At 71.9% G+C, this 16,933-nt stretch carries 12 protein-coding genes and 1 riboswitch; of the genes, 2 read left to right on the plus strand and 10 right to left on the minus strand.

The genetic code is table 11. From position 1 onward, the window contains the following. Positions 1 to 27 precede the first annotated feature (27 nt). Positions 28 to 1,452, plus strand: a complete 1,425-nt coding sequence (gene argG, locus AB0O15_RS09515) for an argininosuccinate synthase (protein WP_364316258.1) — start codon at positions 28 to 30, stop codon at positions 1,450 to 1,452. A gap of 4 nt (positions 1,453 to 1,456) precedes the next feature. Here argG and AB0O15_RS09520 read toward each other — a convergent pair whose 3' ends face one another. The 9 genes from AB0O15_RS09520 to AB0O15_RS09560 form a co-directional block, all read right to left on the minus strand. After that, positions 1,457 to 2,062 (minus strand): response regulator transcription factor, encoded by a 606-nt coding sequence (locus AB0O15_RS09520; RefSeq protein WP_364316260.1) that lies wholly within the window; start codon positions 2,060 to 2,062, stop codon positions 1,457 to 1,459. A gap of 247 nt (positions 2,063 to 2,309) precedes the next feature. Beyond that, positions 2,310 to 3,950 carry a BTAD domain-containing putative transcriptional regulator gene (locus AB0O15_RS09525; protein ID WP_364316263.1) on the minus strand — a complete coding sequence of 547 codons (1,641 nt, stop codon included), beginning with the start codon at positions 3,948 to 3,950 and terminating at the stop codon, positions 2,310 to 2,312. A gap of 55 nt (positions 3,951 to 4,005) precedes the next feature. Further along, complete coding sequence (locus AB0O15_RS09530; protein ID WP_364316266.1) at positions 4,006 to 4,797, minus strand: ABC transporter permease; 792 nt, start codon at positions 4,795 to 4,797, stop codon at positions 4,006 to 4,008. 37 nt (positions 4,798 to 4,834) lie between these two features. Continuing rightward, entirely contained in the window at positions 4,835 to 5,860 is a 1,026-nt protein-coding gene (locus AB0O15_RS09535) for an ABC transporter substrate-binding protein (RefSeq protein WP_364316269.1), read from the minus strand. Between the two features lie 174 nt (positions 5,861 to 6,034). Then, on the minus strand, positions 6,035 to 7,222 hold the full coding sequence (locus tag AB0O15_RS09540) for a 4-hydroxybenzoate 3-monooxygenase (RefSeq protein WP_364316271.1): 1,188 nt from the start codon (positions 7,220 to 7,222) through the stop codon (positions 6,035 to 6,037). Between the two features lie 374 nt (positions 7,223 to 7,596). Beyond that, positions 7,597 to 8,709, minus strand: coding sequence for an epoxide hydrolase (locus tag AB0O15_RS09545; RefSeq protein ID WP_364316274.1), 1,113 nt, complete (start codon positions 8,707 to 8,709; stop codon positions 7,597 to 7,599). 26 nt (positions 8,710 to 8,735) lie between these two features. Next, entirely contained in the window at positions 8,736 to 10,232 is a 1,497-nt protein-coding gene (locus tag AB0O15_RS09550) for a precorrin-2 C(20)-methyltransferase (RefSeq protein WP_364316277.1), read from the minus strand. After that, on the minus strand, positions 10,229 to 10,849 hold the full coding sequence (locus AB0O15_RS09555) for a precorrin-8X methylmutase (protein ID WP_364316279.1): 621 nt from the start codon (positions 10,847 to 10,849) through the stop codon (positions 10,229 to 10,231). Before AB0O15_RS09555 ends, AB0O15_RS09550 begins: the two co-directional genes overlap by 4 nt. Further along, on the minus strand, positions 10,846 to 12,039 hold the full coding sequence (locus AB0O15_RS09560) for a precorrin-3B synthase (protein ID WP_364316281.1): 1,194 nt from the start codon (positions 12,037 to 12,039) through the stop codon (positions 10,846 to 10,848). Before AB0O15_RS09560 ends, AB0O15_RS09555 begins: the two co-directional genes overlap by 4 nt. Positions 12,040 to 12,111: 72 nt before the next feature. Next, positions 12,112 to 12,244: riboswitch (cobalamin riboswitch) on the plus strand. A gap of 26 nt (positions 12,245 to 12,270) precedes the next feature. On the opposite strand from AB0O15_RS09560, the gene cobN reads away from it, so the two are divergent. Next, positions 12,271 to 15,822 carry a cobaltochelatase subunit CobN gene (gene cobN / locus AB0O15_RS09565; RefSeq protein WP_364316284.1) on the plus strand — a complete coding sequence of 1,184 codons (3,552 nt, stop codon included), beginning with the start codon at positions 12,271 to 12,273 and terminating at the stop codon, positions 15,820 to 15,822. Here the strand turns inward: cobN and cobF are convergent, their stop codons facing one another. After that, entirely contained in the window at positions 15,823 to 16,581 is a 759-nt protein-coding gene (gene cobF, locus AB0O15_RS09570) for a precorrin-6A synthase (deacetylating) (RefSeq protein WP_364316286.1), read from the minus strand. Positions 16,582 to 16,933 lie beyond the last annotated feature (352 nt).

Genomic DNA, 16,933 nt, shown 5'->3' on the forward strand with positions numbered 1-16,933 from the left:
TTTGGAATAAGGCCTAGCATCTAGCCCATGTCGAAGGTCCTCAAGAAGCTGCCGGTCGGCGAGCGCATCGGAATCGCCTTCTCCGGCGGTCTGGACACCTCCGTCGCGGTGGCCTGGATGCGCGAGCGCGGCGCGGTCCCATTCGCGTACACGGCCGATGTGGGCCAGTACGACGAGCCTGATCTCAGCGACGTGCCCGGCCGGGCCTCGATCTACGGCGCCGAGAACGCGCGCCTGGTCGACTGCCGGTCGGCGCTGGTCGAAGAGGGTTTCGCCGCGCTGGCCGCCGGGGCGTTCCACATCCGGTCGGGCGGGCAGGCCTACTTCAACACCACGCCGCTGGGCCGCGCCGTCGTCGGCACGATGCTGGTGCAGGCCATGCGCGAGGACGACATCTCGATCTGGGGTGACGGTTCCACCTTCAAGGGGAACGACATCGAGCGGTTCTACCGGTACGGCCTGCTGGCCAATCCCAGCCTGCGGATCTACAAGCCGTGGCTGGACGAGCAGTTCGTCGCCGAGCTGGGCGGCCGGCACGAGATGTCGGCCTGGCTGAGCCAGCGTGACCTGCCCTACCGGGACGCGCAGGAGAAGGCGTACTCGACCGACGCGAACATCTGGGGCGCCACCCACGAGGCCAAGCGCCTCGAACACCTGGACACCTCGATCGAGATCGTCGACCCGATCATGGGCGTCCGGTTCTGGGACCCGTCGGTCGAGATCGCGGCCGAAGACGTCACGGTCGAGTTCGAGCACGGCCGCCCGGTCGCGCTGAACGGCCGCTCCTTCGACTCGGCGGTCGACCTGGTGCACGAGGCCAACGCCATCGGCGGCCGGCACGGGCTGGGCATGTCCGACCAGATCGAGAACCGCATCATCGAGGCCAAGAGCCGCGGCATCTACGAGGCGCCGGGCATGGCCCTGCTCTACATCGCGTACGAGCGCCTGCTCAACGCGATCCACAACGAGGACACCGTGGCGACCTACCACACCGAGGGCCGCCGCCTCGGCCGGTTGCTCTATGAGGGCCGCTGGTTCGACCCACAGGCGCTGATGCTGCGCGAGAGCATGGCCCGCTGGATCGGCTACCCGATCACCGGCACGGTCACCCTGCGTCTGCGCCGGGGCCAGGACTACTCGCTCCTCGACACGACCGGCCCGCTGCTGAGCTACCACCCCGAGAAGCTGTCGATGGAGCGCAGCCACTACCCGGCGTTCGGACCGGACGACCGGATCGGCCAGCTCACCATGCGCAACCTGGACATCGCCGACTCCCGCAGCATGCTCGAGCAGTACGCCGCGCACGGCCAGCTCCAGTCGGGCAACGGGCTGATCGGCGAACTGGCCGCCGGTGGCGCCGCGGCGATCGCCCGGCACAGCGAGGCCGGCGAGGACGTCGCGGTCGACCCCGACGCCCTGGACCGCGCGGCCCTGGAGAGCGGCACCGACTGACCGGCTAGTGGAGCCAGCCGTTCTTGCGGACGATGCGGATGGCGTCCAGCCGGTTGCGGGCGCCGGTCTTCGAGATCACCGTCGAGAGGTAGTTACGGACCGTGCCGCCGGAGAGGTAGAGGCGGTCGGCGATGTCGGCCACCGAGTCGCCCTCCGCGGCCAGTCCGAGCACCTCGAGCTCGCGGGTGCTCAGCTCACGGTCGGTGTTCAGCGACGCGGTCTGGAGTCGCGGGTGGACGATCCGTTCGCCCGCGGCGAGCCGGCGCACCGAGTCGGCCAGCAGCGTCTCGGAAGCGTCCTTGAGCAGGAAGCTGAGGTCGCGGGCCCGGCGCCGGGGCGGGAGCATGCCGCGCTTGCTCGGGTCGCAGAGCAGCAGCGTCGAGCACGAGGGCAGCTTCGCGCGGAGTTCGGCGGCGACCGGGAGCACCTGGCTCACCATGTATTCCGTGTCGATCACGATGACCTGCGGTGACAGGGTGGCGGCCCTGCCGACCACGTCGGTGTCGAACGGAATGGTGCCGAGCACCTCGATGTCGGCCTGAGCGTTGAGCAACTGCCGTACCGGAACACCGAAATAGCCGGTGTCCCGCACCACCAGGAGCCCGATCATCAGATCACCCCACCCGATCGCCGCCTGCCTCGGAGGTTAGTGGGTGCGGGCGACCCCGCACAGTCCACCGGAGGGGACCTTGGCGATCTTCCACTCTTCGGCTGTCCCGACCTGATAAGGATTCGTTGCCGCAGGTCAGGCGGATTGGTAATGATCAATACTCGACAGTTATGGAAGGTCGATGGGCGAGATGTCCGGCCAAAGCCTGACCGATCGACCGACCGAGATCTGACAGAACCTCGGGTCGTCAAGCTCCGAGCAGCCCCCGCAGATGGGCCGTCTCGGCCTCCCCGGCGAGGTCGCCGTGCCGCTGATGCAGGGCGAGGGCCCGGTCCAGGTGCTCGTGGGCCTCGGCCGGTTGGCCCGCGGCGATCAGCGCCTCGGCGAGACGGTTCAGCAGCACGCCCTGACGGCGGGTCTCGCCCCGGTGTTCCGCCGCCCGCAAACCGGCACGGTAGATCTCCAGAGTGATCCGGTGCTCGCCGGTGTCCTCGGTGGTCAGGTGCCAGTCGAGCAGGCGGGCGGCGGCCGCGGTGCGGTCCGGTTCGGACGTCTCGGCCTCGAGGCGCTCGCGGGCGTGCACGGCGATGACGTCGTGCATCCGCCACTCGTCGCCGTGCCGTTCCAGCAGCCGCGCGTCGGTCAGTTCGACCAGGCAGGCGGCGACGTCGGCCGCGGGCCGCCCGGTCAGCACGGCCGCCATCGGAAGGGTGAACCTGCCGTCCGGGGCCAGGCTGAGCATGCGCAGGGTGACCGCGGCGGTGGAGTCGAGCCGCTCGTACGCGAACTCGAAGGCCCACGCCATCGGCTCCTTGTCGGATCGCCCGGCGGCGAGCGCGTTCCCGCTCACCCGGAAGCTGCGGGCGTAGCCGGCCACGATGCGCAGGGCCAGGGGCAGCCGCCCGCAGGCCCGGGTCAGCGCGTCGGCCGACCGGGGATCGCCGAGCAGGCGGCTCGCCTCGCGCGGGGTCAGCGGCGGCAGCAGGACACGGCGGGCGCCCTCGATCGAGACCAGACCGCCCAGCCCCGGCCGGCCGGTCACCACCACCACGCCGCCCGGGTTGCCGGGCAGCAGCGGGCGCACCTGGTCGGCGTCGGCCGCGTTGTCCAGGATCACCAGCATCCGGCGGCCGGCCATCAGGCCGCGGTAGACGGTCGTGGCCTCGGCCGGGTCGCATGGGATGCGGCCGGGCGGCCGGCCCAGCGCGCGCAGCAGCCGGGTCAGGGCCTCGGCGGTGGTCAGCGCCGGGCCGGGGGCGGCGCCGCGCAGGTCGAGGCGGATCTGCCCGTCCGGGAAGCGGTGCTGGGCGTGGGCGGCCCAGCGTACGGCCAAGGTGGTCTTGCCCACCCCGGCCGGGCCGCCGATCACCGCGATCGTGCCGTCCCGCAGCGCGTCCAGCTCGGTCAGCGCCGCCTCGCGGCCGACGAACCAGGGGGCGGGATCGGACGCCGCGGTGTCCGCGGCCGCGGGCAGCGGATCGGGGTCGCCGCGCAGCACCGCCTGCTGCAACCGGCGCAGGTCGGGGCCGGGCTCGATGCCGAACTCGCCGACCAGCCGGGCCCGGCCCCGCCGGAACGCCTCCAGCGCGTCGCCCGGCCGGCCGGCCCGGTGCAGCGCGCGGATCAGCAGGATGAGCAGGTCTTCCCGATGTGGATGGTCGGCTACCAGCGTGGTCAGCGGCCCGATCGCCGAGCCCGGCCGCTCCCGGTCGATCTCGGTGGTCCACCGCGTGACCAGCGCGCCCAGCCACTCGGCCGGGTCGACGGCACGGCCGCGCCACAGGGCCAGCACCCGGTCGAGCTGGGCGGCGCGCACCTCGGGATCGGGGAGCGCCGTCGCGATCGCCAGTGCGTCCCGGAACCGCGCGGCGTCCACGGAGGAGTCCATCGTGTACAGACTGCACGATGATCACTGCCGTGACCATCGACAAGCGGTTGAACAATCATCCGGTGGTGCCCTTGACCCACGGCAGGGCCAGGCGTTCGATCATCACGACGAGGTAGAAGAGCACGATGCTCATCACGGCCAGCAGGGCGATCGCGGCGAACCCCAGCCCGATGTCCGAACCGGAGTTCTGGATCACGAAGCCGAGCCCCTCGGACGAGCCGAACAGCTCGCCGACCAGCGCGCCGATCACGGCCAGCGGCATGGCCACCTTGAGGCCGACGAAGACCTGCGGCAACGCGCCGGGCAGCCGGATCCGGTAGAACGTCTGCATCCTCGAGGCCGACAGCGAGCGGGCCAGCTCGGCCAGGTCGGCCGGCGTCGAGGAGAGACCGGCGGCGGTGGAGAGGATGATCGGGAAGGCGCACATCAGCACCACCAGGATGACCTTCGGTCCCTGGTCGAAGCCGAGCCAGACCACCAGCAGCGGCGCGAAGGCCAGCTTGGGGACCGCGTTCAGCGCCACCAGCGTGGGCATGAACGCCCGCTCGATCAGGCTCGACCCGGCCAGCAGCGCGCCGGCCCCGATGCCGATCAGCACCGACCAGCCGAAGCCCTGCCCGGTCTCGGAGAGCGTGATCGCCGCGTTCTCGAGCAGGTACACCCACTCGCGGGCCAGCGCCTCGGCGACCTGGGGCGGGGCCGGCACCAGGAACGACTCGATCTCGAAGACGATGATCGCCAGCCACCACGCGCCGACGGCGATGACGGCGCCGGCGATGGCCAGGCCGGCCGACCAGAGGGGACCCGAGGCGCGCGGCTGCTTCTCGGGCGCGAGGGCGGTCGTCATGATGCTCCTCCAACGGCGCGCGGTCAGGGTCGTACGGTCAGCTGTTGGCCACGTCGAAGTTGATGATGTCCCTCGGGTTGATCGTGGTCGGGATCGCGCCCGCGCCCTGGAGCACGGCGACGTTCCGGGTGACCTTCTGCTCGTCCAGCGAACCGACCGCGGCGCCGCCGGCCTTGGCGTACGGGATCATCAGCTTCATCTCGGCCGCCGCCACCGGCATCGGCTGCGTCTTCTGGTACTTGGCGTAGATCTGACCGGCTTCGTCCGGGTTCTCCAGGGCGTACCGGAGGCCCTTGAGCATCGCCGTGTTGAACCGCTTCACCTTGTCCGGGTTCTCGTTCATCGTCTTCCGGCTGACGCCGAGCCCGTTGCCGTAGAGGTCGACCAGGTGGTCGCTGAACGGCAGCACCACCGCGGTCTGGCCCTTCTGCTTGGCCACCTGCTCGACCTGCGGCTTGCCCACCACGAACTGGGTGGCGGCGTCGACCGATCCGGCGCCCAGGCCCTTGACCAGGTCCTGCGGGGGCATCTGGACCCAGGTGACCGACGTCGCGTCGACGCCGGCCAGCTTCGCGTAGGTGTCGAACAGCGTCTTCACGATGCCGCCCTGGATGTAGGCGATCTTCTTGCCCTCGAGGTCCTTCGGCGAGCTGATGCCGCTGCCGGACAGGGCCATGAGGCAGGCCAGGTTGCTCTGCTGGATCGCGCTGACCACGGTGAAGTCCTTGAAGGCGCCCTTGCCGTACGCGATCAACGCGGCCGAGATGTCGAGCACCGCGAAGTCGACCTGCCCGGCCTGGAGGAGCTTGAGGTTGGCCTCGGTGCCGATGCCCGGCTTCACGTCGACCTCGAACCCGGCGTCCTTGAACCAGCCCTTCTCCATCGCCACGTAGACGTAGCTCTCGCGGCCCAGGATGCCCGCTCCGGTCAGGTACGAGACCTTCTCGAGCCGGCCGCTGCCCGGGGCGCCGGCCTCGGTCTTCTTGTCGTCGTCCGAGCCGGAGCAACCGGCGGCCACGATCAGGGCGGCGGCCGCGGCCACCGCGCCGATCACACGGGTCATCCTCTTCACGACTGAATCTCCTCTGGAGTGGGGCGCGCGTCGCAGTACGGGCCCTGTCCACTGTGGGGTTCAAACGGGCGATGAGCTAGTGGCGTGGTGTCACTCGTTCGAGTCACGCGACCGGTTGATCCCGCGTTCGGCCGGGCCTTGTCTGCGGCGCCCGCCTCTTTCGGCTCAGGCCTCGCCGGCCATCAGGTCACTGAAGAGGCCGCCGGCGTTCGGGCTGGTGAAGAGCCGGTCGAGCCGGGCGCGGGCGATCTTGTGCCGGAACGGGCCGGAGGTGGCCGGGTCGCCCGAGTCGTGCAGCATCTCGGTCATCCACCGGCTGAACTCCTGATAGGACCAGGTGCGGTCCAGGCAGGTCTTCGAATAGTCGCGCAGCGGTTGGGCATCGCCGTCGCGTACGGCCGACCGCACCGCCTTGGCCAGCACCTCCGCGTCGGCCAGGGCCAGGTTCATGCCCTTACCGCCCATCGGCGTGATGATGTGTGCGGCGTCGCCGACGAGGAAGAGGCGGCCGTACGACATCGGGTCGACCACGAAGCTGCGCATGTCGACGACGGCCTTCTCCAGCACCGCGCCGGCCGGCAGATCGGGGTCGCCGATCCGCAGCCGGAGCTGGTCGAAGATCCGCCTGTCGTCCCAGGCGTCCAGATCTTCGCCGGGCGCGCACTGCAGGTAGAAGCGGCTGCTCCTGGGCCCGCGCGGGAAATGCGCCGCGAAACCGTGCGCGCTGACCGCGAACATGGGGTGGCGCGGCGGCGGCACGTCGGCCAGCACGGTGAACCAGCCGATGCCGTGGTCGTACGCATAAATTGTCTGCTCGGCCTCGGGCACGCTCCGGCGGCTCACACCATGGAAGCCGTCACACCCGGCGAGGTAGTCGGCCTCGATCTCGTGCGGCCTGCCGTCCTCATCGCGATACGTCACGACCGGCCGCTCGCTGCCCGGTCTTTCCAACGTGACGTCTTGGCAGCCGAACCGCAGGTCGCCGCCGTCCTCCTGGAACGCCGTGATCAGGCGCTGCACCAGGAACTGCTGCGGCAGGATCCGGCCGAACTTCCCGCCGGCCAGGTCGGCGATGGGCAGGAACCGGGGCCGGCCGTCCACCCGGAACTCCTGCACCCCGTCGGTCCGCGAGTCTTGCAGGACCCGGTCGGCCAGGCCCCACTCCTCGAACATCCGGGCCGCCCGATGTTCCAGCACGCCGGCGCGTTGCCGCTGCTCGACGTACGCCCGGCTCTGCCGCTCGACCACCACGCAGTCGACACCCGCCGTGCGGAGCAGGTTGGCCAGCGTGAGACCGGCCGGACCGGCCCCGATGATCGCGACGGTGGTGGTCTCGTGAGCCGCCTCAGACATTCATGCTCCTCATCAGCCTGCGCCCCGGCCAGCACATTAGGAGATGCCCTTCCGGGCACCACATGCGGGTCGCCTTCCCCGCCGGCCACGGCCACCCACCGTTCGCGCCTCGCTCCAGTCGCGCCCACGCCTGCCGATCGGTCAGGCATGGTGACGCGATGGCTGCGCCGGTGGTGGCCGGTCTGGCCGCTGGCCGGCGCGTTCGCGGCCGAGACCTGGGCCTGACCGCCGTCGCCGAGGGCGTAGAGACCGCCGAGCAGGCAGCCGACCTGCACCGCCTGGCTACCGCTTGGCCCAGGGCTACCACGTCGGCAGGCCGGTCATTCAACCCGACTTCCACAAGCCGGCCGAGCTAACCACCACCTGACCTGGCGTCAGACTGGGCGGGAGTCTGCCCGCGCCTTGGCGAAGAATTCGGCCATGTCGGCGGCCAACGCCTCCGGTGCCTCCATCGCCACGAAGTGGTGGCGGGAGACGTTGTGTTCGGGCCAGTGGGTGATGCGGTTGGTGCGCTCGGCGAAGCGCCGGATTCCGGGCGGCCCGGTGAAGACGCCGGTCGGGACGGCCCGCTGACCCTCCGGCCAGGCGAACCCGCTTGTGTCGTACATCGGCCACGACGACGTCCCGAAGGTGCGCGTGAACCAGTAGACGCTCAGGTTCGTCAGCAGCGCATCGCGGTCGAGCACCTCGTCGAGCGGCTCCTTGGCCGCGCTGAACTCGTGGAATTTCTGCAGCATCCACGCCAGCGCGGCGACCGGCGAGTCGTGCCACCCGTAGGCGAACGTCTGCGGGGCCGCCCGCAACAGCGCGTGGTGGTCGACACCGGACATCCAGTCTTGTTGCTGCATCACCGCGAACGCCGCCCGCTCCTCCTCGGTCATCTCGGGCACGTCCGCCTCGGTCGGGAAACCCAGCCCCGCGATCACGTAGACCCCGGCGACGTGCTCCGGATCAACCTTGGCCACCTCGGGCGCGACATAGGCGCCGAGGTCACCGCCCTGCGTCCCGTACCGCTCGTAACCCAGCCGGCGCATCAGCTCGGCCCACAGCCCGGCCACCCGCGCCACGCTGAACCCGGCCTCCCGCGGCGGCGCCGAGAACCCGAAGCCCGGCACCGACGGCACGACCACGTCGAAACCGCGGGCCACGAGCGGCCCGATCAGGTCGCGGAACTCGACGAACGTGTTCGGCCACCCGTGTGTCAGCACCACCGGGAACGCGTCCGGCTCACCCGACCGCACGTGCAGGAAGTGGACCGCCTGCCCGTCGATCTCCTCGATGAACTGGGGGAACTCGTTGAGTCGCCGCTCCTGCGCGCGCCAGTCGAAACCGTCGCGCCAGTAGCCGGCCACCTCCCGCAGATAGTCCGCCGGCACGCCTCGCCGCCAGTCGTCGCCGGGCAACTGGGGCGTCCACCTCGTACGGGCGAGGCGATCGTGCAGGTCGTCGAGGTCGGTCTGCGGGATCTCGATGCGGAAAGGTGTCATGCCACCGACGCTAGGAGCCATTGCGGTCAGTTCCTGTCCGGATAGGTGCGCGGCGTGTAGACGAACGTGCCACCATCGGCCCGGCTCACCGCGCGGGTCCGGCTCGACCCGACGATCAGCAGGCAGCGCATGTCCACCGTGGCCGGATCAAGCTCTCCGAGCGTGGTGACCCGGACGGTCTCGTCGGGCCCGCCGACGTCCCGGCCGACCACCACGACCGTCTCGGGATCGCGCTCGGCCAGCAGCAGCCGGCGCGCCTCGGCCAGCTGGGTGACCCGGGTGCGTGACGCCGGGTTGTAGATCGCGATCACCAGGTCGGCGCGGGTGGCCGCGGTCAGCCGCTCGGCGATCACCTCCCACGACTTCAACCGGTCGGACAGCGAGACGACACAGAAGTCGTGGCCCAGCGGCGCACCGACCCGGCTCGCCACCGCCTGCGCCGCGGTCAGGCCGGGCACGATCCGGATCGGCACGTCCTTCCACTGCGGATCGTCGGCCGTCTCCAGCACCGCGGCCGCCATCGCGAACACGCCCGGGTCGCCCGAGGACACCACCGCCACGCGCCGCCCGCGTTTGGCCAGGTCGAGCGCGAACGCCGCCCGCTCGGCCTCGACCCGGTTGTCCGACGCGTGCCGCTGCTGCCCGGGAACATGGGGCACCCGGTCGACGTAGGTCACGTAACCCACCACGTCGTCGGCCTCCGCCAGGGCGGCCCGCGCCTCGGGCGTCAGCCAGTCGCGGCTGCCCGGTCCCAGCCCGACGACCGTGACACCGCCGATGTCCCGGGTGGCCTTGACGCGGTTCGACGGGTCGCGGCTCGGCACCAGCGCCAGGGAGAAATACGGAACCGAATCAGGATCCACATCGGCCACCCGGCCGGTGCGCTCGCGGTCGGTCGTGGCCCGTTCCACATACCAGGCCTCGTCCAGCCGCCCGGCCCTCTCCAGCGCCTCGCGCACACCACCGAAGGTCCGCCCGAGCTTCATCACCGCCGCCGAGTCGGTCTCGGCCAGCCGGGCCGCCAGCACGTCGGGCGGCAGCGTCCCAGGCAGCACGGTCAGCACCTCGTCGCGTTCCACCAGCGGCCGCCCGAGCACCGCCGCCGCCGCGCTGACCGACGTCACACCCGGCACCACCACCGTCTCGAAGCGGTCAGCCAGCCGTTTGTGCATGTGCATGTAGGACCCGTAGAAGAACGGATCGCCCTCGGCCAGCACCACGACATCGCGTCCGGCCTCAAGATGGACCGCGAGCCGCTCGGCGCTCTCGGCGTAGAACTCGTCGATCGCGCCCTGATAACCGCCGGGATGGTCGGTCGTCTCGGTGGTGACCGGGTAGATCAGCGCCTCCTCGATCTGCCCGGGCCGGAGGTAGGGCTCGGCGATCGCGCGCGCGTTGCTGCGCCCGTGGCGCGCGGCGTGATAGGCCACCACCCCGGCCGCCGTGATCAGCCGGGCGGCCTTGACCGTCACCAGTTCCGGGTCGCCGGGGCCCAGCCCGACGCCGTACAGCCGGCCGCTCATTCCCGCTCCGAGGCCAGCGCGTTGACCGCCGCCGCCGTGATCGCGCTGCCGCCCCGCCGCCCACGCACCACCAGGAACTCCAACCCGGACGCGGCCAGCGCGTCCTTCGACTCGGCCGCGCCGATGAAGCCGACCGGGATGCCCAGCACCGCCGCCGGCCGGGGCGCGCCGGCCGCCACCATCTCGAGTAACCGGAACAGAGCGGTCGGCGCGTTCCCGATCGCCACCACCGCGCCGTCGAGCCGGTCGCCCCACAGATCCATCGCCGCGGCGCTGCGCGTGGTGCCCAGCCGCTGGGCGAGCCCGGGAACGGCCGGGTCGCGCAGGGTGCACACCACGTCGTTGTTCGCGGGAAGACGACCGCGCGTCACGCCGGACGCGACCATCTCGGCGTCGCAGAGGATCGGCGCGCCGTCCTGCAACGCCTTGCGGGCGGCCGTGGCCAGGCCGTTGCTCCAGCCCACGTCGGGCACCAGGTCGACCATGCCGCAGGCGTGGATCATCCGCACCACGACCGGCGCCAGGTCGGCGGGCAGCCCGCCGAGGTCGGCCTCCGCGCGGATGGTCGCGAACGACCGCCGATAGATCTCCGCGCCGTCGCGCTCGTATTCCATCACGCCCTCCTCGCCCTCGTGACCAGCGCGCCCACGCCGCTCACGGGTGCCGTGCCGCTTCCCTGCGGCCCGGTCACCGTGTAACCGTCCCCGGTCGCCTCGACCCGGACATGCACTCCCGCCGGGCTGCCGCAGCCGCGCGCGCAGCCGATCCAGTGCACCGGCAGGCCTTCGCCGAAGGTCGTGGCCGCGTCGGCGTCATGTCGCACGTCGGCCAGCGCCTTCGCGCACCCCGGTCGCCCGGCGCAGGCGGTCACCCCGGACCATCGCGACCCGGGCGCCACCTCGAGACCCACACCGGCCAGGTCACGCAGCCACCGCTCGGCGTCGTCGCGGCCCTGATCGAGGACGACCACGCCACGCCACGGCGTCACGGTCAGGTCACCGGCCTCGGCCAGCACCGCGAGCTGAGTCTGGTGGAGCAGGCCGAGCGGGGCCAGCGCGGCCGCGGCGAACCGCCCGTCGGCCTGCTCGACGACGCCGATCGGCTCGGTCGCGACCGGTGGCGTCACCGCGCTCGACGGGTTCAGCGCGACGCCCAGGCGGGTCGCTGTGCGTGTGGCGACCTCGGCCGGGCCGTCGGCCAGCTCGCGCAGGCGCCAGGCCGGGACGGACCGCTCGGCCCGCACCTCGAGGAAGGAGTACGCCCCGGCGGTCAGCGCCGCGACCACCGCGTCGACGGGCACCCGCAGGCCCTCGTCGCGCCCGGCGAACAGGATCGCCGCGCCCTCGGCCGTCTCGACGGCGGCCAGATCGGCGGCGGCCGGCGCCGGGCCGACCGCGAACAGGAAGCGCCCGGGCAGGCCGGCCAGGCCGGGCTCGGCACACACCGCCCGGTCGAGGGCGCGGACCAGCGGGCGGACCTCCCACCCGCCGGCGGTGGGAACGGCGGCGATGTTGCGTACCAGCTCATGGGTTTCGGACGGCAGCAGGCCGCACCCCCGCAGCGCCTCGGCCAGCGCCTGGGCCGGGGCCTCGACGAGGGCACGGAGCTGGGCGTTGGCCCGGGAAGTGATCTCGAGGTGGTCGTCACCCCAGCGGCGCGCGATGGTCGCGAGCGTTGCCACCTGTGCGCCGGTGAGCAGGCCGCCGGGCAGCCGGACGCGTGCCAGCGGCCCGTCGGCCGCGGCGTGCAACCGCAGCGCGCCGGGACAGGCGTCGACGTCCGAGTGCCGGACCGAAGGAGAACTCACGGGCCGGACACTACCCAGCCCAGCAGACGCTGATGTAAGCCTGCGTCAGCAGCGTCACATCGGCCGGGGCCGCTTGACGGCGCTGATCGCGGACCGGAAGGGTGGAAGGCCACGAGCGGCGAAGGTTCGTGGAGGAAGCCGGTGCGATTCCGGCGCGGTCCCGCCACTGTCACGAGCCAGGAACTCCACGAATGTGTCGTCAACCCTTCGACCCCGGGGCGCGGACCCCGGATGGGAGCGCGCGTGTTTCTCCTGCTGTCGACCTCTGACACCGACCTTCTGAGCGCCCGGGCCAGCGGCGCCGCCTACCGGCCGGCCAACCCCGCACGCACCGGGGCCGACGAGCTCCCCGCGCTGCTGGAAGGCGTCGATCTGGTCGTCGTGCGCCTGCTCGGCGGCCGCCGAGCCTGGCCCGAGGGCCTCGACGCGCTGCTGGCCGGCCAGGTCCCGGTCGTGGTGCTCGGTGGCGAGCAGGCGCCCGACGCCGAGCTGATGAAGCTGTCCACCGTCCCGGCCGGGGTGGCCGCCGAGGCACACGGCTATCTCGCGTACGGCGGCGCGGCGAACCTCGCGTCCCTGCACGACTTCCTCTCCGACACGATCCTGCTCACCGGCCACGGCTTCGCGCCCGCGGCCGAGGCGCCCGACTGGGGTGTCCTCGAACGCGTGGCGGCCCCCGCGACCGGCCCGACCGTGGCGATCCTCTACTACCGCGCCCACCACATGGCCGGGAACACCGCGTTCGTCGAGGCGCTGTGCCAGGCCATCGAGGCGCAGGGTGCGACGCCGCTGCCCATCTTCACCGCCTCCCTCCGGCGCATCGGCCCCGAGCTGCTCACCGAGCTGCGACGGGCGGACGCCCTGGTGGTGACCGTGCTCGCGGCCGGCGGAACCCAGCCCGCCACGGCCGGCGCCGGCGGTGACGACGAGGCGTGGGATGTCGGCGTGCTCGCCGAGCTCGACGTGCCGATCCTCCAGGCGCTCTGCCTGACCAGCAGCCGGGCCACGTGGGCGGCGAGCGATGACGGGCTGTCCCCGCTCGACGCGGCCACCCAGGTGGCGATCCCCGAGTTCGACGGCCGGATCATCACGGTGCCGTTCTCGTTCAAGGAGATCGACCCCGACGGCCTGTCGATCTACGTGGCCGACCCGGAACGCGCCGCCCGGGTGGCCGGCATCGCGTTCCGGCACGCCCGGCTGCGACACATCCCGCCGGCCGAGCGGCGCGTCGTGCTCATGCTGTCGGCCTACCCGACCAAGCACTCACGCATCGGTAACGCCGTCGGTCTCGACACGCCGCAGTCCACGGTCCGGCTGCTCGCCGCGCTGCGCGACGCCGGCTACCGCGTCGGCGGGTTCGACCAGTACGACGGCGACGGCCTGATCCACACGCTGATCGCGGCCGGCGGGCAGGACCCCGACTGGCTCACCGAGGAGCAGCTGGCCGGCAACCCGGTGCGGATCAACGGCGAGAAGTACGCTCGGTGGTTCGCCACGTTGCCGTCGGAACTGCGCGCCGCCATGACGGAACACTGGGGCCCGCCACCGGGCGAGCTCTACGTCGACCAGGGCGACATCGTGCTCGCCGCGCTCCGTGACGAGAACGTTGTCGTGATGGTCCAGCCGCCCCGTGGTTTCGGCGCCAACCCGGTGGCCATCTACCACGACCCCGACCTGCCGCCCAGCCACCACTACCTGGCGGCCTACCGCTGGGTGGCCGACGAGTTCCGCGCCGACGCGGTCGTGCATGTCGGCAAGCACGGCAACCTCGAGTGGCTGCCCGGCAAGAACGTCGGCATGTCGGCGGCCGACGGCACCGACGCCGCGCTCGGCGACCTTCCGCTGATCTACCCGTTCCTGGTCAACGACCCCGGCGAGGGCACCCAGGCCAAGCGCCGGGCCCACGCCACGCTGATCGATCACCTGATCCCGCCGATGGCGCGGGCCGAGTCGTACGGCGACATCGCCCGCCTCGAGCAACTGCTCGACGAGCACGCCAACATCGCCGCGCTCGACCCGGCGAAACTGCCCGCGATCCGGGCCCAGATCTGGACGCTGATCCAGGCCGCCCGCCTCGACCACGACCTCGGCCTGTCCGACCGGCCCGGCGACGAGGAGTTCGACGAGTTCATCCTGCACGTCGACGGATGGCTTTGCGAGGTCAAGGACGTGCAGATCCGCGACGGCCTGCACGTGCTGGGCGCGGCGCCGGCCGGCGAGGCCCGCGTCAACCTGGTGCTGGCGATGCTGCGCGCCCGGCAGATGTGGGCCAGTAAGGTCGCCGCGCTGCCCGGCCTGCGCGAGGCCCTCGGGCTGGCCGAGGACGCGCCCACCCACGAGGTCGACCGCGTCGAGGCGCAGGCCAAGGCGCTGGTACAGGCCATGGAGGACGCGGGCTGGCCGGCCTCGGCGGCCGGGTTCACCGACGACGAGCAGGTTCAGGGGGTGCTGGAGTTCGCCGCCGCCGAGATCGTGCCGCGGCTCGCGCGGACCACCGACGAGATCACCCACACGCTGCACGCGCTGTCCGGCGGCTACGTCCCGGCCGGGCCGAGCGGGTCACCGCTGCGCGGCCTGATCAACGTGCTGCCGACCGGCCGCAACTTCTACTCGGTCGACCCCAAGGCCATCCCCAGCACGCTGGCCTGGGAGACCGGGCAGGCGATGGCCGACTCGCTGCTCGCCCGCTACCGCCAGGACTACGGGGACTGGCCGAGGTCGGTGGGCCTGTCGGCCTGGGGGACCAGCGCGATGCGTACGGCCGGCGACGACATCGCCGAGATCCTGGCGCTGCTCGGCGTCCGCCCGCTGTGGGACCAGGCGTCCCGCCGCGTCACCGGCATCGAGCCGATCACGCTCGGCGAGCTGGGCCGCCCCCGCATCGACGTGACGGTCCGCATCTCCGGCTTCTTCCGCGACGCGTTCCCCCATGTGGTGGCGTTGCTCGACGACGCGGTCAAGCTGGTCGCCGAGCTGGACGAGCCTCATGACCAGAACTTCGTCCGCGCGCATGCGGTCGCCGACCGGGAACAGCACGGCGACTGGCGGCGGGCCACCACGCGGATCTTCGGGTCGCGGCCGGGCGCGTACGGCGCCGGCATCCTGCCGCTGATCGACAGCCGCAACTGGCGCGACGACGCCGACCTCGCCGAGGTCTACGCGGTGTGGGGCGGGTTCGCGTACGGGCGGGACCTCGACGGGGTGCCGGCGCGACCGGACATGGAGTCGGCGTACCGGCGCATCGAGGTGGCCGCCAAGAACATCGACACCCGCGAACACGACATCGCCGACTCGGACGACTACTTCCAGTACCACGGCGGCATGATCGCCACGGTCCGCGCGCTGACCGGGCGGGCGCCCGCGGCGTACATCGGCGACTCCACCAACCCCGACGCGACACGAACCCGCAGCCTGACCGAGGAGACCGCGCGCATCTTCCGCGCCCGCGTGGTCAACCCGCGGTGGATCGCGGCGATGCGACGGCACGGCTACAAGGGCGCGTTCGAGCTGGCCGCGACGGTCGACTACCTCTTCGGGTACGACGCGACGGCCGGCGTGGTGGCCGACTGGATGTACGAGCAACTCGCCGCGTCCTACGTGCTCGACCCCGAGAACCAGGCGTTCATGACCAAGTCGAACCCCTGGGCTCTGCACGGCATCACCGAGCGCCTGCTCGAGGCGGCCGACCGCAAGCTGTGGGACTCGCCCGACCCCGAGACGCTGGCCGCGTTGCGCGAGGTCTACCTGGCCACCGAGGGCGACCTGGAGGGCGATGACGAGTAGCTAGTCCCGGTCGCGGCGCCGCAGGAGGTAGGTGTCCATGATCCAGCCGTGGCGCTCGCGGGCCTCCGCGCGCACCTGCTTGATCTCCTCGGCCACCTCTTCGACCGGACCGGACCGCAAGATCTCGTCGGCGGTGCCGATGTAGGCGCCCCAATAGATGTCGGCGTCCGTCACGGTGCCGAACGACAGGGCGGCGTCGAGCATCACCACGACGTCCTCGACGCCGGCCGGCCACCCTTCGGTCGTGAGCCGCCGGCCGGTCGTGATCTGCACCGGGCGGCCGACCCGGTTGAGCGGCACGCGATGCTTCGCGGCCAGCGCGGACACGCTGCTGATGCCGGGGATCACCTCGTACTCGAACGTGATCGCGCCGCGGCCCAGGATCTCGTCGAGGATCGCGATCGTCGAGTCGTAGAGCGTGGGGTCGCCCCACACCAGGAACGCGCCGGTCTCGTCGTCGAGCAGGTGCTCGGTGATCAGCGCCTCGGTCACCGCCGAGCGGCGGCTGCGCCAGTCCTCGACCGTGCCCACATAGTCGTCGGGCTTGCGGTCCCGATCGGGGTCGCGGCCCTCGGCGATCCGGCGGCTCGGCCGGGCGTACCCCTTCAGCATGCGCCGCCGCAGCTCGATCATGCTTTCCTTGGCCTCGCCCTTGTCCAGCAGGAAGAACACATCGGTCCGGCCGATCGCCTTCGCCGCCTGCAGGGTCAAGTGGTCCGGGTCGCCCGCGCCGATCCCGATGACATAGATCTTCCGCACGGCCCCACTATGACGGACGCCCCGCGCCGGTCACCCGGGCGGGGCGTGCGTCGCTCCGCTGGTCAGCGCCGCCGATACCGGCCCCGGCGCGGGCGGCGAGGTCCTCGCGTTCCCGACCGGGGCGCTTGGGCCGCGGCCTCACGGAGCAGGTGCTCATGCCGAAGCCGGTTGGCCTGCACAACGAGGTACATGCTGCCGTTCACGCCGTTCCTCCAATGTCCCGGCGGCCCGGTCGTTCCGGCCGCCGCCAAGAGAGTCGCCGCTGGCTCTTGCGCGCGACTTGCCGCTCTTGCGCGCGGCTGTACACGGCTCCGGCGAGCGCGGGTCTTGGGGTGGCTGATTCGGCGGAGGG

Origin of the sequence: Actinoplanes sp. NPDC089786, from assembly GCF_040684855.1 — a bacterium.
Lineage (GTDB): Bacteria > Actinomycetota > Actinomycetes > Mycobacteriales > Micromonosporaceae > Actinoplanes.

Coding starts and splice junctions, on each gene's coding strand:
- argG (WP_364316258.1), top strand. CDS start 28: ATGTCGAAGGTCCTCAAGAAGCTGCCGGTCGGCGAGCGCATCGGAATC.
- AB0O15_RS09520 (WP_364316260.1), bottom strand. CDS start 2,062: ATGATCGGGCTCCTGGTGGTGCGGGACACCGGCTATTTCGGTGTTCCG.
- AB0O15_RS09525 (WP_364316263.1), bottom strand. CDS start 3,950: ATGGACTCCTCCGTGGACGCCGCGCGGTTCCGGGACGCACTGGCGATC.
- AB0O15_RS09530 (WP_364316266.1), bottom strand. CDS start 4,797: ATGACGACCGCCCTCGCGCCCGAGAAGCAGCCGCGCGCCTCGGGTCCC.
- AB0O15_RS09535 (WP_364316269.1), bottom strand. CDS start 5,860: ATGACCCGTGTGATCGGCGCGGTGGCCGCGGCCGCCGCCCTGATCGTG.
- AB0O15_RS09540 (WP_364316271.1), bottom strand. CDS start 7,222: ATGTCTGAGGCGGCTCACGAGACCACCACCGTCGCGATCATCGGGGCC.
- AB0O15_RS09545 (WP_364316274.1), bottom strand. CDS start 8,709: ATGACACCTTTCCGCATCGAGATCCCGCAGACCGACCTCGACGACCTG.
- AB0O15_RS09550 (WP_364316277.1), bottom strand. CDS start 10,232: ATGAGCGGCCGGCTGTACGGCGTCGGGCTGGGCCCCGGCGACCCGGAA.
- cobN (WP_364316284.1), top strand. CDS start 12,271: ATGGGAGCGCGCGTGTTTCTCCTGCTGTCGACCTCTGACACCGACCTT.